The sequence below is a fragment of the Anaerosalibacter massiliensis genome (assembly GCF_024623155.1).
In the GTDB taxonomy this organism is placed as follows: Bacteria; Bacillota; Clostridia; order Tissierellales; family Sporanaerobacteraceae; genus Anaerosalibacter; species Anaerosalibacter massiliensis.
Genome location: NZ_JANJZL010000004.1, coordinates 247494 through 264765 on the forward strand (window position 1 = coordinate 247494; position 17272 = coordinate 264765).

Below are 17272 nucleotides of genomic sequence, written 5' to 3' on the forward strand. Positions count from 1 at the left end.
TGATATGGAACAGGATATAATAAAGAATAGCAAGAAAATAGTTATAAAAATCGGAAGTAGTACAATAACTAGTAAGGATGGAGTTATAAATAAAAAATTTTTGGATAGTTTAGCTAGTCAAGTAAAATCTTTAATAGATAAAGGTAAACAGGTAGTAATTGTTTCTTCAGGAGCTAGAATTGCAGGGGTATCTACTTTATGTAGATGGTCAAGAAAAGAAGATGTAAACTATAAACAGGCTCTATGTGCAATAGGTCAAGTAGAGCTTATGGATTCTTATAGAATAATTTTCAATAAATATAATGTGCATGTAGCTCAGATACTTCTAACAAGAGAAGATTTTAATGATAGTTCAAGAACTTTGAATATAAGAAATACATTATTTACATTATTAGATGAAAATGTTATACCCATAGTCAATGAAAATGATACAGTTTGTGTAGAAGAAATAAAAATAGGAGATAATGATATGTTAGCTGCCCAAACAACTGTATTATGGAATGCAGATCTACTTATAATTTTAAGTGATATAAATGGAATATATGATAAAAGTCCTGTAGAACACAAAGATGCTAAGTTGATTGAGTTAGTAGATAATATTGATGAACTAGAAAAAAACATATCAATAGGTAGGTCTAGTTCTTTTGGAACAGGAGGTATATCGACTAAGTTAAAGGCAGCAAGACTTGTAAATAAATTTGATATAAATATGATAGTGGCAAACGGAAAAAAAGATAATATAATAGAAAAATTAGAAAGCGGAGAAGAAAAAGGGACAGTTTTTATTTGAAATATATATAATGGTGGGCGATATCGGATTCGAACCAATGATCTCCACGATGTCAACGTGGCACTCTAACCAGCTGAGCCAATCGCCCACTTACTTTTTATATATCTTATCATAAAATTATTGTATTTTCAATTATAATAATTCTTTTCTTAATTCCTTACCAGATTTTGGAGAGATATATGAAAGAGGAATATCAAAAATGGAAAAAGCACCTTTTTTACCTTCCAAAGCCAATCTATAAACTCCACGAGCAAAAGCAACCAGTACAGAAGCAGTGAACTCTGGATTATTATCTAAAGATAAATTAAACTCCATTTTTTGTCTATGATTATTTTCATTTATATCAGTAGAAATAACAAAACCTCCATGAGGCATTTTAGAATGATTTTTCACAAAATCTTCTTCTGTGATAAAATGGACTGTGGTATCATAGTCAAGGAAATAATCTGGCATAGTTTTTATTTCTTTTTCAATTGCATCAGTATGATCAAAATCAAAAGGTACTACATAACAAGTTCTTTTATGTTTTTCTCTAGTTTTAAGATGTGGATTGTTTCCAGACCTTGCTTTTTCAATTGCATCTTTTATAGGTATAGTATATTGAACTGCATATTTTACACCATTTATTTTTCGAATAGCTTCAGAATGACCTTGACTTACTCCTTCACCCCAGAAGGTGTAGTCTTGACCTTTTGGAAGGATAGCTTGGGCTAATAGACGGTTGATAGAAAAAAGTCCTGGATCCCATCCTATAGAAATTAGACTTACCTTATTAGATTCTTTTGCAATATCATCCACCATATTAAAATAATCGGGTATTTTGCTATGGTTATCATAAGCATCTATAGTATTGAAACAAGCTGCAAGTATTGGACATTGTTCTGGCAGATCATTAGCGGAACCACCGCAAAGAATCATGACATCTATCTCATCTTTATAATTCAGTATTTCAGAAATATGAATAATTTTTGAATTTGTTTTTATAAGGGATGTATCTCTCCTAGTGAAGATTCCCTTAAGTACAAAATCATTATTTTGTTTAAGTGCTAGTTCTACACCTTTTCCTAAATTGCCATATCCAACTATTCCTACTCGTATTTTATTATTCATAGTGCACCCCTACTTTAAAAGTTATTTATAATCTTAGATCATATTATAAATATTTTAGCATAATTTGTTTTATTTATCTAGATGGCAGTATTGACAGTCAGATTTTTACAATATAATATAAATATAAGCAGTGAAGGGAGGTTGAAAAATGTGGATAAGGAAAGTAAAAGTTTAGCTTATATCTCAGCATTATTATATGCGTTGATAGTAGGGCTTTCTTTTTTATTTACTAAAGTGGCTCTTAGCACGTCTAATCCTATTGATATTTTGGCCTATCGTTTTATAGCATCTTTTTTAGCAATATCTATACCAGTATTATTTAAATGGGTTAAAGCAAGCTATACAAAAGAAAGAATTATAAAAATAATTCCTCTTGCACTATTGTACCCCCTATTATTTTTTGGATTTCAAACTTTTGGACTAATGCATGCTACTTCATCAGAGGCAGGTATTATTCTCGCTTCAGCCCCTGTTTTTACTATGATTCTGGCTTCCTATTTTTTAAAAGAAAAAACTAATTTATATCAAAAACTATCTATTATTATATCGGTTCTAGGTGTTCTCTATATTATGATAAAAAAAGGTTCATCTATTGATTTAGCCAATTTTAAAGGAATTATTTTATTAGTATTATCAGCTCTTTCTTTTTCAAGTTACAGTATTATGGCACGAAAACTTACTAAAGATTTTACAAGTACTGAACTTAGTTATATTATGATCACTATTAGCTTCATATTTTTCACTGGACTTTCTATTATAAAACATATAGTAGATGGAAGTATTTCTGAATTTTTTATTCCTTTAACAAACATAAGTTTTGTAATTTCTATTCTATATCTAGGAGTATTGTCTACACTAGTTACATCCTTACTTACAAATTATGCACTTTCAAAACTTGAAGCATCTAAGATGAGTGTTTTTGGAAACTTAGGAACTGTTATTTCTATTGTTGCAGGAGTTATTTTCCTAAAGGAAGAAATTTTTTATTATCATATCATTGGTTCTATTTTGATTATAGGTGGTGTCATAGGAACTAACTTTTTAGATGATGAAAAGATTACTAGTAGATGAATTTAATGTTAAGGATAAAAGGATATTGTTGACAATTATTTTAAAAGGTTATATAATCTTGATGCTAGAGGGAGTAACTTTCCAGTTTGGAACTAAAGTCGTCATTACGGATATTATCCCGGCTTTGGTGGCTAATTAATTTAGCTTAGTGAGACTCTACAGTTTATTATTAATAGTAAACTGTAGAGTCTTTTTATTTATTTAGTTTTTTAAAATATAAAATGGAAGGAGACAAATTATGGATGAGATAATTTATACTATACTTAATGATTCTTCAATATTAGTCCTATTTAGTATTATTGGGGTTAGCTTATATATATTAGGTAAAGGAGCTGATATTCTAGTAAATGAAGCTGTTGGATTATCCATTCGGTGGGGTATATCTAAAATGGTTATTGGTGCTACTATTGTAAGTTTAGGAACTACATTACCTGAGGTAACAGTTTCAGTACTTGCAGCAATTAAAGGCAATCCAGATTTGGCTTTAGGAAATGCTATTGGTTCAATTATTGCTAATACAGGTTTAATCATTGGTATTGCAGCATTAGTAGGTACATTGTCAATAGATAAAGATACTATTAATCGTCAGGGTAATTTACAATTAATTTCTGGTATATTATTAGCTATTGCTAGTCTACCCTTTTTATCTAAAGGTCCTGAAGGGAGAATTACTCAATGGATGGGTTTTATTTTTATTGGATTATTAATTCTTTATATTGTGGGGACTATTTATTGGGCAAGAAAGTTTAACGGAGAAATTGCATCAGAAATTGAAGGAGAAGAAAGTTCTTTACCTTTACAATTAATAAAATTAGTATTAGGTGTAGCATTGGTTATTTTTTCATCTAAAATACTTATTCCAAGTGTAGAAATTACAGCTATACGTATTGGAATTCCCCAAAGTGTCATTGCAGCCACTTTAGTAGCTTTTGGTACAAGTCTACCAGAGTTAGTTACGGCTATTACAGCTGTAAAAAAAGGTCATGGAGAATTAGCAGTTGGAAATATTATTGGTGCAGATATACTAAATGTATTATTTGTTACTGGTAGTGCAGCAGCAGTAACTAAGGAAGGTTTATTAGTACCAAGTAATTTTTATAAATTGCAAATACCCACTATGCTAATTATATTAGTTGCTTTTCATATTTTTGCTAAAAATAAAAATCAAGTAATTACAAAATTAGAAGGAGTTTTCTTAGCAGGAATGTATATAGTTTATCTTGTACTAAACTATATTTGGATATAGAAATAAATTAAAAGTCTTTGTCCCTACATCAATCAAGAAAAATATGTTATAATGTTTAGATAATTGTATAAATAACAAATAAAAAATATTATTAGTACAAGAGGTGGAAGGATGAGATTTATAATACCAATATTGGTTGGGGCAATTATTGGGTATATTACTAATTGGTTTGCTATAAAAATGTTGTTTAGACCTTATGAAGAGAAAAAATTTTTAGGTCTTCATATACCATTTACACCAGGTCTTATTCCCAAGGAAAAGAGTAGAATAGCAAAGAGTGTAGGAGATACAATAGGTGTATATCTTTTATCTCCTGAAATAGTTACAGAAGCTATATACAGTGATAAGATAAACAATCAACTAAGGGAATGGGTAGAGCATAATATAAACAAGTTTAAAGAAAGTAATAAATCAATAAAAGATTTTACTATGAATATTGGAAATGGAAACTATTATAAATCATTAAATATAATAGAGGAAAAACTAGCAAACTTTATTTACTCTCAGTTTAAAAAACAAAAATTTAAAGATGAAATATTAAATTTAGTAGAAGAGAAAGTTTTAAATAGTCCTATGGATGATTTTTATAAAGTGATAGACGAAAGGTTAGAATTGTTTATATATGAACTATCTGCATCAGAAGAAGTAAAAATAACATTTAAAAATTTAATAAGTAAAAAAATAGATGAATTGGCAAATGATGAAAGAACATTAAATGAAATAATTCCAGAAGATTTTATTAATATTTTTAAAAAATATATCAATGAAAATAGGGAAGATATTATAAATGAGTTGAGAGGCATATTTGAAGAACCATCTGTAAATATGAGAATTAAGGAGTCAATTACTGAATTTGTTTCTCAAAATGTAAGTAGGGCAATAACTATATTTATGAGGCCTGAATTAATTTCAGATAAGATATTTAATGAGATAGAAAAATATATTTATAATCGAGAAAACGATGAAAATATTATATTAGTTATTATGGCTTCAATTGATAAATTATTAGAGTGGAAAGCAACTAATATATTTTCAGACATATCATCAAAAATTGATGATGAAGATATGTTGAATATTTCATCTACCCTATTGTCTCCTATTTCTAAGAAGGAAAATCAGGCAAAAATACTTGATATAGTAGAGAGAAAAATAAAATATTCAGAAGCAGATATTAAAGAAAGTTTATTAAACTTAATATCGAATAAGATTGAAATTATTTCAAATTCAGAAGTATTATATGAAAAGACACTTTCCATTGTACATGATATTTTTCAAATGATTATAAACAAACCTGTTTCATATATATTTGAAAATGTTGATAAATCTACAGTTACAAGTATTGCTAATTTTTCTAAGGCTATTTTTGACAATTTTGTGAAGAGTAAATTACCATATATCGTTGAACTATTGAATATTTCTAAAGTTGTAGAAGATGAAATAAATAAGTTTGATGTAGCTTTTGCAGAAAAAATAATAATTGAAATAGCTAATAAAGAATTAAAGGCTATAACATGGCTTGGTGCACTTCTGGGAGGAATAATGGGCATGCTATCGCCTCTTTTACAGCTAATATAATGTAGGGACAGTTGTTTAACTGTCCCTATATTTTACTTGGAATTATTTTAGGTATATAATTTAATATATTAAGGTTTTGATGGAGGAATTAAATTGTTAGTTATAATTTTTAAAAGTTTAATCAATAGAGTAGGAATAATAATTTTATTAGCTTTTTTCATGTCTAAAGTAGATCTATTCAGAAAATTAGTTTCAAAACAAAATATAAGTGTTAAAGATAAGATTTTATTAGGCATTATATTTGGAATTTATGGTATTGTAGGCACATATACTGGAATACCTATAAAAGGTGCTATTGCCAATGCTAGGGTAGTTGGTGTTTTTGTAGGAGGACTTTTAGGAGGGCCTTTTGTGGGCATTTTATCTGGATTGATAGCAGGAGGCCATAGGTATTTAATAGATATAGGTGGCTTTACTGCTTTTTCTTGTGCACTGTCTACTATAACAGAAGGTGCTATGGCTGGTTTTTTAAGTAAGAAAATAGAAAAGTATGATAATAAATTATTATTTGCTTTGATTTCAGGAATGGCAGCAGAAATTTTGCAAATGATAATAATATTAGTTTTTGCAAAGCCTTATTTAAAAGCTTTAAGCTTAGTCAAGATAATAGGTATACCGATGATAATTATAAATGGGATAGGAATAGCTGTTTTTATTGCAATAACTGATAGTATTTTTAAGGATTTAGAAATGGCTGCAGCTTATCAAGCGCAATTAGCTTTAAGAATAGCTAATAAAACTTTAAAGTATTTTAGAAAGGGATTCAATGAAAATACTGCCTATGAAACTGCTATGATAATAAAAGAAATGACTGATGTTAAGGCAGTTGCTTTTAGCAATACTGAAAGAATATTAGCCCATGTAGGAGTTGGAGAGGATCATCATTTTTCTGGAAGTTCAATAAAAACTAATTTAACCAGAGAAACTATAAAAAAAGGTAAATACATGGTGGCTAATAAACAGGAGGAAATAGGTTGTGAAGATAGTAGTTGTAGTCTTAAATCTGCAATAATTGTACCATTAACTGAAGGAAATAAGGTTATCGGAACATTAAAATTATATAAAACAAAGGAAAATTCGATTACTAAAGTAGAAAGAGAACTAGCTTTAGGATTAGCCCAAATATTTTCAACTCAAATTGAGCTTAGCAAAATAGATTATCAAGCGGAATTACTAGCCAAATCAGAATTGAAAGCTTTACAGGCTCAAATAAATCCACATTTTTTATTTAATGCTATAAATACTATAGTGTCCTTAATACGTACTCAACCTGATAATGCCAGAAGACTATTGATTCATTTAGGAAATTATTTTAGGAATAATTTACAAGAGGGAAATGAGGAAGTTGAGCTTCACAGAGAAATAGAACATATAAATTCTTATTTAGAGATAGAAAAGGCAAGATTTGGAGATAAATTAAAGATTGTGTACAATATTCCTGAAGATATAGACTGTATACTGCCTCCATTACTATTGCAACCAATAGTGGAAAATGCTATAAAACACGGTGTTTTAGAAAAAATCGAAGGAGGCACTGTAGAGATATTAGCTATAGATAATGAATGGGAAACAGAATTGGTGGTAAAAGATGATGGAGTAGGGATGAGTTCAGAAGTATTATCTTCTTTATTTAAAGAAGATAAATTAGATAGTATAGGGCTTACTAATGTAAATAACAGATTGAGGAATAAATATGGTAGAGAATATGGATTAAAAATAGATAGCAAACTAAATAAAGGCACTAAAGTAACAATGATAATTCCTAAGAAACAAAGGAGGGAAGCTATATGATTCGATCCATAGTTGTAGATGATGAATTGCCTGCACGTGAAGAATTAGTATATATATTGCAGAGTTTTGAAGAAATTGAGATTGTAGGAGAAGCTTCTCATGGAATAGAAGCATTAGAATTAAATAGAAAATTAAAACCAGATTTAATTTTTTTAGATATACAAATGCCTAAAATTAGTGGTATAGATGTAGCAAGTAAAATATTAAAAGAATTTCATATTCCATTTGTAGTATTTGTAACAGCCTATGAAGAATATGCTTTAAAGGCATTTGAAGTAAATGCCATAGATTATATATTAAAGCCTATTTCAATAGAGAGATTATCTAAAACCGTGGAGAAAATTATTAATAATACAAATATAGAAAAATCTAATTATCTAGGTAAGCTTAATAAGTTAATACAAGATTTAAGGGCTAATGAAAGGGAAACTGGAACTAAAATATCTGTTTCAGACAATGGCAAATTAATACCTTTAGATTCAACGGAAATAATATACGCTACTATAGAAAATAAAAATACAATTATTTTTAGTGAAAAGGGTAAATTTGAGACAAATTATACACTAGGAGAACTTTCTGGAAAATTAAATAGAGCAAATTTCTTTAGATGTCATAAGAGTTACTTAGTTAATTTAGATTTAATTGAAGTTATTGAGCCTTGGTTTAATTCAACTTTCAATTTAAAACTTAAAAATATTAAAGACAAAATACCAGTAAGTAGAAGTCAATCAAAGGAATTTAAAAATATAATGAACATAGAATAAAATATATGCATTATATCTTTCCATATTGCATTTCAAGCTCTAAAAAAGACATCTTATCTTTAAAAACCTCTTTATAATTAATAGAAGTATATAATCATAAATGTATAAGATATAAATTATAGGGAGGTTTTTTAATGTCTTTTTTTATTTTAGGTATTATAATATTAATAGCAGGTTATTTTACTTATGGTAAATTAGTAGACAAGACTTTTGATGTGGATGAAAATAGACAAACACCTGCAAATGCAATAAATGATGGTGTTGACTATGTGCCTATGAGTTGGCCAAGAGTATTTTTAATCCAATTGCTTAATATTGCTGGCTTAGGACCAATATTTGGTGCTATTCAAGGAGCATTATTTGGACCAGCAGCATTTTTGTGGATAGCTTTTGGTAGTATATTTGCAGGAGGAGTTCATGATTACTTTTCAGGTATGCTTTCTTTAAGACATGAGGGACAAAGTATATCAGAAATTGTCGGTATTTATTTAGGTGAAGGTGCAAGAAAAGTCATGAGAGTGTTTTCAGTTGTACTTCTTATATTAGTTGGTACAGTATTTATGGTGGGACCAGTTGATTTATTAGCAAATTTAAAGCCATTAGGACTAGGAAATGCAAACGTTTGGTTAGCAATTGTACTAGCATATTATTTTTTAGCTACAATATTGCCAGTTGATAAAATAATAGGAAAATTATATCCAGTATTTGGACTTGCATTACTTATAATGGCAGTTGGAATAGGTGGTGCCTTGATTATAGAGGGATATACATTGCCAGAGTTTACACTATCTAGTTTACATCCTGACGGTTTACCATTATGGCCAATGTTATTTGTTACAATTGCATGTGGAGCTATAAGTGGATTCCATGCTACTCAGTCTCCAATGATGGCAAGATGTTTGGATAATGAAAAAGAAGGTAGAAAGATATTTTATGGTGCAATGATAGCAGAAGGGATAATTGCAATGATTTGGGCAGCAGCAGCTATGGCGTTCTTTGGTGGTGTTCCACAATTAGGTGAAGCAATGGCTAATGGTGGAGGACCAGCAGGAGTTGTAAATACAGTTTCTAAATCCCTTTTAGGAACTGTAGGTGGAGTATTAGCTATGTTAGGAGTAATAGCAGCTCCAATAACTTCAGGAGATACTGCTTTTAGAAGTGCAAGATTAACTATAGCAGATGCAGCTAAATATGATCAAGGTCCAATAAAAAACAGATTATCAATAGCTATACCTTTATTTACAATTGGATTTATTTTAACAAGGATTGATTTCAATATTATATGGAGATATTTTGCTTGGTCAAATCAAACTTTAGCTATGATTGTACTATGGGCTTCAGCAGCATATTTAGTCAAAATGAAGAAATCTCATTGGATGGCAAGTTTACCAGCTACGTTTATGACAGGAGTAAGTATTACTTATATAATGATGGCACCAGAAGGATTTAAGTTATCTTCTAGCATTTCATATCCAGTAGGATTTATAGGGGCTATAGGAGTGTTAATCTATTTTATAAAGAAAACCAATAAAAAGGAAAGTTTACAAAAAGCATAAAAAAATAGTCATTCCCTAGGGAATGACTATTTTTTAGATTTCATCCTTCCATTGTTCTATATTTTCTAATTCAGGGATAGAACTTGCCTTGAAAACAGGATTTTTTCCTTCTTTTCTTTGCCTAGTATAATCTTTTAATGCTTCATAAGCAATAGGACCTAATTTAGCTATTACAATTAAGTTTATAACAGCCATTAGCCCCATAAAAAGATCTGCCATATCCCAAACAGTAGAAAGTTTAGCTACAGAGCCTAACATAACCATAGATAGTACAATGACTCTATAGATAAAAAGAGCAGATTTACTGGATTTTATAAACTCTATATTTGTTTCACCATAATAATAATTCCCTATAATAGAACTGAAGGCAAATAAAAATATGGAAATAGCAATAAATGAATCTCCCCATGAACCAACTTGTGATGATACAGCAGCTTGTGTTAATTGAATTCCTGTTAAATCTCCTGGATTGTTATGAATACCAGATAAAAGTATAATAAAAGCAGTAGCACTACATACTAAAAGAGTATCTGTAAATACCCCGAGAGTTTGAATGAGTCCTTGTTTTACAGGATGACTTGTATCTGCAGCTGCTGCTGCATTTGGAACACTTCCCATTCCAGCTTCATTAGAAAATAGTCCTCTTTTTATACCCTGCATCATAACTCCACCTAAAGTTCCACCAAGAGCTTGATTTACACCAAATGCATTTGTAAATATCATTTTTATCATTTCAGGTATAAAGGTAATATTTTTTATCATTATAAATATAGCTACACCTACATAAATCAAGGCCATAATGGGAACTATAATTGAAGATACATTAGCAATTCTTTTTATTCCACCAAAAATGATTATTCCAGAAAGAACAACTAAAACAATTCCTGTTATAGATGTTTTTATTCCAAAAGCTTGTTCAAAAGCACTTGATATAGTATTTGCTTGAACGGAGTTGAAAACAAAACCAAAAGAAATAGTTATTAGTATTGAGAAAAGAACTCCTAACCAACGCTTGTTCAAAGCTTGTTCAATATAATAAGCTGGACCTCCTCTAAATTCATCACCATCTTTTACTTTGTAAATTTGTCCTAAGGTACTTTCAATAAAACTTGAACTGCTTCCAATAAGTGCAATAATCCACATCCAAAGCACAGAGCCAGGGCCGCCTATAGCAATAGCCAAAGCAACTCCAGCCATATTTCCTGTACCTATTCTAGATGCTGCACTAATAGAGAAGGCTTGGAAAGGTGAAATACCCTTTTTACCATGTTCAGTATCTGTTTGTTCAGATAATAATTTAAACATTTCTTTAAAATATCTAAATTGTACAAAATTAGTCTTAAGAGTGAAATAAATTCCTAATGATATTAAAAGTCCAATTAAGACATAGGACCATAAAAATTCATTTAATAGTCCAACTAAATTATTTAATGATTTGACCACATAATTTCCTCCTCTTGCAATTTTAAAATTATTTAGACTATACTATACCAAACTTAATACATATATTCAACCTTTTATAATTGAATAGTTAAAGTTTAACTTTTAATAGTATTTTATATATAGAGAATATTTTTATAATAGTAATGAAATATTTATAATACTTCATAATAAATAAATGTTATACTAAAATTAGTGCTTGAAAAGATTAGCAAGGGGTATTTTATATTGTATTGAGAAAAGTATGAAATAAAATCTTCTAGGAAGGAGATTATATATTGAAAAATATATTTGATATGATGATGGAAATAATAAATGATACTGGCAAGGGCATTAAAGGATATATTAAATCTCAATTAATACTTATGGCTATAACTTTTATAATTATAAGTATTGGACTGCTAATTATAGAAATACCATGGGCTATTCTCATTGCATTAATAATAGCAATTCTTGACATATTGCCAGTTGTAGGTAGTGGACTTGTAATGGTACCTTGGTCAATAGTTAATTTTATAAAAGGAGATATAGATACAGGTATTTATTTAGCAATACTTTATGTTGTCTTAACTATATTAAGACAAATCATTGAACCTAAGATTGTTGGAGATCAAATTGGTGTAAGACCCCTTTATACTTTTATTGCGACAATATTGGGTTCTCTAATACTTGGTCCTGTAGGAGTTGTAGTTGGTCCCATGATAGTTGTGATTATAAGTTCTATATATAGAGTGAAAAAGAAATGGGATGATAGAGATTAGATGTAGGGACAAGGTTTATTTAACCTGTCCCTATAAGATATTATATAAAGTACTAAATTGAGTTGCATGCTCTAATTCATCTTTGAGAGCTATAAGTATTCCTTCTTTGTAATATGGATATTAGACAGGTTTTATGGTATATTTAGGCATTTATCCAGTAAAATAATAATATAACTTTGTGAAATATTGCAAATGTTCCAACTCATCTTCGTAGCATGTTTTATGAATTCTTGATGTAGATTATTAGGAGCTTCTTCTAATAAACGTGAATAGAATTCAGTTGCTGTTGCTTTACCTACAATAGCTATATATATTGCAATATTTTCTTAAATGAATGAGGACCTAAAATAGGTAAATGAGGAAAGTGAGTATCATTAGACATATGATTATACATAACAACCTCCTAAATATTTATAGTCTATTATATTCTTTTCTGTAAACAGTGTGATGAATTATTGATAATTAAGCATTTCATTGATAGAATATATATTGATAATTAATAGATTTGCAAGGAGAGGAAATATGAATTCTAAAAACATAAAAATTAAAAGTACTACATCTAAATTAGTATATACTAGTATATTAATAGCTATTTCATTTATTGGGTCTTTAATAAAAATACAAGGAAGTATAGCTCTTGATTCTATGGCAGGATTTTTTGCTGCATTATTTTTAGGACCAGTGTATGGAGGACTGGTTGCAGGATTAGGGCATCTACTTACTGCGGCTACAAGCGGATTTTTGTTAACAATTCCTATTCATATTGTTATAACGTTAGAAATGGCAGTATCTGCTTATATATTTGGAATAGTGTATAGAAAATTTAATAGTATAATTGCCTCCATAGTAGGCATATTATTAAATGGAATAGTAGCAGTATTGATTTTAATGCCTATTACAACATGGCTAGGGCTTCCTTTAAATGGGAAGACTTTTTTTGCTGCTATGGTAGGGCCATTGTCATTGGCATCTGTAGTAAATATTGTACTAGCCTGTGTAGTTTATAAGATAATAGAAAAAAGAGTGTTATAATAGGGAGAAGAATATGAAAATAAGTAAATATAGAGATTTAACATTAGTAGATATGAGTAGTGATCAAGTATTAGTAATATCCTGTGATTCTTCTGGGGGTATAGGTAATAAAGAAAAAGATATAGTTAAAACTTCACCAGAGATTGTAGGATATTATGCAACTCAAGTTGCAATGATGGAAATACTTTCATTTGGGGCTGAACCTGCTGTTATTGTAAACACATTATCTGTAGAAATGAATGATACAGGTAAAAAAATAATAAATGGTATAGAAAAAGCGTTGAAACCATTAGATTTTCATGCTTCCAACTTAATTACAGGAAGTACGGAAGAAAATTTTCCAGTAATTCAAACTGGAATGGGTATAACTATAATAGGAATAATAGATAAGAAAAAATGGATAAGACCATGCACCCAAGCTGGTCTTATTTCTGCAGTAGTTGGATTACCTAAAGTAGGAGATGAAGTATTAGCTGATAATAATAAAACTATAATGAGTATTTCTAAACTTGCTGAACTGAAGGAGAAAGAATACATAAAAGAAATTCTTCCAGTAGGTTCAAAGGGAATACTGTATGAGTTAAAGGAGATGGCTAAAACTAATGATATTGAATTTGAATTAGAAGAAAGTATAGATTTGGATCTTGAAAAATCTGCAGGACCATCAACTTGTGTCATAATATCTATAGAGGAAGACAAATATGAAGAATTTGAAAACAGTTTTTCTATACCAGTTAAAAAAATAGGGAGATTTTTATAAAAACAAATCCAGATAAAATTTATCTGGATTTGTTTTTATTCCCATCTAGGTTCATTGAAATTTTCTGGAGTTTTTATTCTTTTAGCTTCTTCTTCAGATACTATATATGCAACAATACCTTTTTTATCATAATCTTTTATAGTTTTTATAGCAGCGTCCCTAGACATAGGCTGGGAAAAATTCTCATCGGTTACTACAACAAATTTTTGATCCATAAATATATTCCTTTCTTTTTAAAGATATTATTATTATTTCCTAAAGAGCTAAAAGTATTCAAATTAGAATTTTTTATGTTTTTATTTTAGATTATAGTTTATAAGTGTATCTATTTAGGGTATGATATAATGTAATATAACTATAAAATATGCAAGAGGTGATGAAATGACAAGAGTAATTATATCTCCTAGTAAATATATTCAAGGTAATGGAGAACTAAAAAATTTATATAAACATATTCATTCTTTAGGGGATAAAATATTAGTATTAGCTAGTAAAAATGGGATAAAACGTACCAGAGATACAATTGAAGAAAGCTTTAAAAATAGTAGTGCTAATTTAGTATTTGAGTCTTTTAATGGGGAATGTTCTAGGAAAGAAATAGATAGACTTGGAGAAGTATTGGAAAAGAATAATTGCAATGTAGTAATAGGTGTTGGTGGTGGAAAAGTATTTGATACAGCTAAAGCTGTAGCATATTATAATAATACTCCTGTAGTTATAGTTCCTACTATAGCTTCAACAGATGCACCTACTAGTGCATTATCTGTAATATATACTGAAGAAGGAGAATTTAGTGATTATTTACTATTACCTAAAAATCCTGAGATAGTTTTAGTAGATACATCTATAGTGGCTAAAGCTCCTGCTAGATTATTAGTTGCAGGTATGGGAGATGCACTAGCCACATATTTTGAAGCAAGAGCTTGTATTATGTCTGATGGAGATACTATGGCTGGCGGAAAAGCTACCAACGCTGCTTTTGCTATTGCAGAATTGTGTTATGAAACACTTCTAAATGATGGATTGAAGGCAAAGTTAGCAGTAGAAAGAAAAACATCTACAAAGGCAGTAGAAAATATAATAGAAGCTAATACTTATCTAAGTGGAATAGGATTTGAAAGTTGTGGGTTAGCTGCTGCTCACGCAATCCATAATGGATTTACTGTACTTGAAGAAGGTCATCATCTATATCATGGAGAAAAGGTGGCTTTTGGAACTATTGTACAATTGGTGTTAGAAAATGCTCCAATAGAAGAAATAGAAGAAGTAATTAGTTTTTGCTTAGAAGTAGGTCTTCCTGTGACATTAGAAGATATGGGAATTGTAAAAGCAAAGGAAGATGATATTATGAAAGTAGCGGAAGTTGCATGTGCTGAAGGAGAAACTATATATAATATGCCCTTTGAAGTAAGTGTAGAAGATGTATATTCTGCTATATTAGCGGCAGATAATTTAGGTGGACTGTATAAATAAAGGATTAAGGGACAGGTACCTATCCCTTAGTCCTATCTAAAGTTTTAAATGAGAATAGATTATAAAATAAACCTGAACAATGGATATATTCCATGTTCAGGTTTATTTTATAAAAAATACTTAAGATATGTCTATTTTACTGAGAAATATTATATAATAAGCTTAGTTGATGCCTTATTTGTTCATTTGCTTTGTTCGTAGACGAGGTTTTGGGAATAAAATTAGTAATGATAATTTAGCTGAGGAGGTAGATTTCTATTGTCAAAAATAGAAAAGAATAAAAAACAAAAAGAGAACTCTTTATATGATGCGGCTTATCATTTGTTTACTACAAAAGGTATACACAATACAGCCATAAGTGATATCGTTAAAAAGGCAGGAGTAGGAAAGGGAACATTTTATCTTTATTTTAAAAATAAATATGATATATTAGACAAAATAATTTTAGATAAGAGTACTTATGTATTGAGTGAAGCCATTAAGCAAACTAAGGAAAAAGAATTTAATAATTTTGAAGATGAACTTTTATATTTTATAGACTATATTATTGAATATCTGAGGAAAGACAGACTTATGTTGAAATTAATACATAAAAATTTATCTTGGGGAATTTTTAAGAAAGCATATAAAGATTATGAAGAAATACATGAAATATATTCTATGTTTCAAAGTGGATATAAGAATTCTTCGTTATCTAGGGACTATATTGGAAAGGTATTATTTATGATTTTAGAACTGACAGGATCGGTATGTTATAGTTCTATAATATTGGAAGAACCTGTAGGTATAGACGAAATGAAACCAGTTCTTTTCCAAACTATAAGGAAGATTATATAGTATAAATAAATTTTGTAATTAAAATAAAAAATGTAGTATGATATAATGTACATAATATATATGCTTAAAGCTCAAATTCTATTGGAAGTGATTTTAAGTGACGGAGAAAGAATTGTTAAATAATATATTAAATGAAGTAAAAAAATAGTTAGGGATGAAGTGAAAACAGTTAGAGACGAAGTAAAGACAATTACAGGTGAAGTAAAAACTATTGATGAAAGTGTTAAATCTATTGAAAAGCAACAACAAGAGGATCATTTGATATTGAAAGCATTAGAGCATAATGCAAGGATAAACAAGGCTGAGCATGATAAAATGGATAATGATATAGCATATATAAAGGGAAAGTCAAATAATATTGATGAAAAGCTTGAGGCAATATACGATGTAATAGGAAGACATGAGATAGATATAAAGAGATTAAAAAATAAAATGGTGTAACAATTGGAGAGTTAAAGCCAAATCTAATTTATTGGCTTTTTATTTTTTTATTATAAACTTCAAATAAACTAGTATATTTTTATCCATATAGTTAAAAATAAAACAAGTATGTTATTTTTAACTATATGAAGGGAGTTTATAGTAAATGAATAAAAAGATGAGTTATCAAGAATTGAAAAAGCATATTCTAGAATTTTTAAAAGAACATAAGGAAGGCTCCTTAGGAACTTGCATGGATAATATTCCTAGAAGTAGTCCAGTACAGTATTTTATAGGCAATGATATGGACATATATATAGCTTCTGCAGGAGGAGATAAATTTAAAGCTATAGCTAAAAATCCAAATGTTTGTCTACTTGTAAATACAAGCTATATCAATTATAGGCAAATAAAAGGTGTTCAAATTTTTGGCAACGCTATTACAAGTCTGGAAGATGAAAACCTTTTTAGTGAAGCAAAAAAAATTCATCCAGAACCCTATCAAATAGAACATGAAAAAGATCATATAAAAATAATAAAAATAAAACCTACTGAGATTGTGTACTTAGATTCCTTAGGTGATGGTAATAGAATAAAGCAAGTATTAAAGAATAATAGTGTAGTAGAAAAGCAAGGATAACTATTG

Annotated in this window: 17 protein-coding genes and 1 tRNA gene; 14 read left to right on the top strand and 4 right to left on the bottom strand. The window is 29.1% G+C overall.

Annotated features, from left to right (window positions below; genetic code table 11):
* Window positions 1–4 precede the first annotated feature (4 nt).
* Window positions 5–790: a glutamate 5-kinase gene (gene proB, locus NSA23_RS08390; RefSeq protein ID WP_257490397.1), complete on the top strand. Its 786-nt coding sequence runs from the start codon at window positions 5–7 to the stop codon at window positions 788–790.
* Between the two features lie 11 nt (window positions 791–801).
* Here the strand turns inward: proB and NSA23_RS08395 are convergent.
* Window positions 802–878 (bottom strand) — tRNA-Val (locus NSA23_RS08395).
* A 44-nt stretch (window positions 879–922) separates the two neighbouring features.
* Window positions 923–1900, bottom strand: coding sequence for a diaminopimelate dehydrogenase (locus NSA23_RS08400; RefSeq protein WP_257490398.1), 978 nt, complete (start codon window positions 1898–1900; stop codon window positions 923–925).
* 150 nt (window positions 1901–2050) lie between these two features.
* Here NSA23_RS08400 and NSA23_RS08405 point away from each other — a divergent pair, with 150 nt between their 5' ends.
* From NSA23_RS08405 to NSA23_RS08430, 6 genes are all read left to right on the top strand, one after another.
* The gene (locus tag NSA23_RS08405) at window positions 2051–2971 is read left to right on the top strand and encodes a DMT family transporter (RefSeq protein ID WP_257490399.1); all 921 of its coding nucleotides are present in this window, start codon (window positions 2051–2053) and stop codon (window positions 2969–2971) included.
* Between the two features lie 238 nt (window positions 2972–3209).
* On the top strand, window positions 3210–4217 hold the full coding sequence (locus NSA23_RS08410) for a calcium/sodium antiporter (protein WP_257490400.1): 1008 nt from the start codon (window positions 3210–3212) through the stop codon (window positions 4215–4217).
* Window positions 4218–4328: 111 nt separating this feature from the next.
* Window positions 4329–5792 carry a DUF445 domain-containing protein gene (locus tag NSA23_RS08415; RefSeq protein ID WP_257490401.1) on the top strand — a complete coding sequence of 488 codons (1464 nt, stop codon included), beginning with the start codon at window positions 4329–4331 and terminating at the stop codon, window positions 5790–5792.
* A 93-nt stretch (window positions 5793–5885) separates the two neighbouring features.
* Window positions 5886–7583 carry a sensor histidine kinase gene (locus NSA23_RS08420; RefSeq protein WP_257490402.1) on the top strand — a complete coding sequence of 566 codons (1698 nt, stop codon included), beginning with the start codon at window positions 5886–5888 and terminating at the stop codon, window positions 7581–7583.
* Window positions 7580–8347 carry a LytR/AlgR family response regulator transcription factor gene (locus NSA23_RS08425; protein ID WP_257490403.1) on the top strand — a complete coding sequence of 256 codons (768 nt, stop codon included), beginning with the start codon at window positions 7580–7582 and terminating at the stop codon, window positions 8345–8347. Before NSA23_RS08420 ends, NSA23_RS08425 begins: the two co-directional genes overlap by 4 nt.
* Window positions 8348–8481: 134 nt before the next feature.
* On the top strand, window positions 8482–9903 hold the full coding sequence (locus NSA23_RS08430) for a carbon starvation CstA family protein (protein WP_042682842.1): 1422 nt from the start codon (window positions 8482–8484) through the stop codon (window positions 9901–9903).
* A 33-nt stretch (window positions 9904–9936) separates the two neighbouring features.
* Here the strand turns inward: NSA23_RS08430 and NSA23_RS08435 are convergent, their stop codons facing one another.
* Entirely contained in the window at window positions 9937–11346 is a 1410-nt protein-coding gene (locus tag NSA23_RS08435; protein WP_257490404.1) for an alanine/glycine:cation symporter family protein, read from the bottom strand.
* Between the two features lie 275 nt (window positions 11347–11621).
* Between NSA23_RS08435 and NSA23_RS08440 the strand changes: the two genes are divergently transcribed.
* From NSA23_RS08440 to NSA23_RS08450, 3 genes are all read left to right on the top strand, one after another.
* Window positions 11622–12104 carry an AI-2E family transporter gene (locus NSA23_RS08440; RefSeq protein ID WP_050069848.1) on the top strand — a complete coding sequence of 161 codons (483 nt, stop codon included), beginning with the start codon at window positions 11622–11624 and terminating at the stop codon, window positions 12102–12104.
* Window positions 12105–12626: 522 nt separating this feature from the next.
* Window positions 12627–13136, top strand: coding sequence for an ECF transporter S component (locus NSA23_RS08445; RefSeq protein ID WP_257490405.1), 510 nt, complete (start codon window positions 12627–12629; stop codon window positions 13134–13136).
* 13 nt (window positions 13137–13149) lie between these two features.
* Window positions 13150–13896, top strand: a complete 747-nt coding sequence (locus NSA23_RS08450) for an AIR synthase related protein (RefSeq protein WP_257490406.1) — start codon at window positions 13150–13152, stop codon at window positions 13894–13896.
* A 35-nt stretch (window positions 13897–13931) separates the two neighbouring features.
* Here the strand turns inward: NSA23_RS08450 and NSA23_RS08455 are convergent, their stop codons facing one another.
* The gene (locus tag NSA23_RS08455; RefSeq protein ID WP_257490407.1) at window positions 13932–14111 is read right to left on the bottom strand and encodes a hypothetical protein; all 180 of its coding nucleotides are present in this window, start codon (window positions 14109–14111) and stop codon (window positions 13932–13934) included.
* 166 nt (window positions 14112–14277) lie between these two features.
* Between NSA23_RS08455 and NSA23_RS08460 the strand changes: the two genes are divergently transcribed.
* The 4 genes from NSA23_RS08460 (at window position 14278) to NSA23_RS08475 (ending at window position 17266) form a co-directional block, all read left to right on the top strand.
* On the top strand, window positions 14278–15369 hold the full coding sequence (locus NSA23_RS08460; protein ID WP_257490408.1) for a glycerol dehydrogenase: 1092 nt from the start codon (window positions 14278–14280) through the stop codon (window positions 15367–15369).
* A gap of 258 nt (window positions 15370–15627) precedes the next feature.
* Window positions 15628–16206: a TetR/AcrR family transcriptional regulator gene (locus NSA23_RS08465; protein WP_042682829.1), complete on the top strand. Its 579-nt coding sequence runs from the start codon at window positions 15628–15630 to the stop codon at window positions 16204–16206.
* Between the two features lie 159 nt (window positions 16207–16365).
* Window positions 16366–16647, top strand: coding sequence for a hypothetical protein (locus NSA23_RS08470; RefSeq protein WP_042682826.1), 282 nt, complete (start codon window positions 16366–16368; stop codon window positions 16645–16647).
* Between the two features lie 145 nt (window positions 16648–16792).
* Window positions 16793–17266, top strand: coding sequence for a pyridoxamine 5'-phosphate oxidase family protein (locus tag NSA23_RS08475; protein WP_042682824.1), 474 nt, complete (start codon window positions 16793–16795; stop codon window positions 17264–17266).
* Window positions 17267–17272 lie beyond the last annotated feature (6 nt).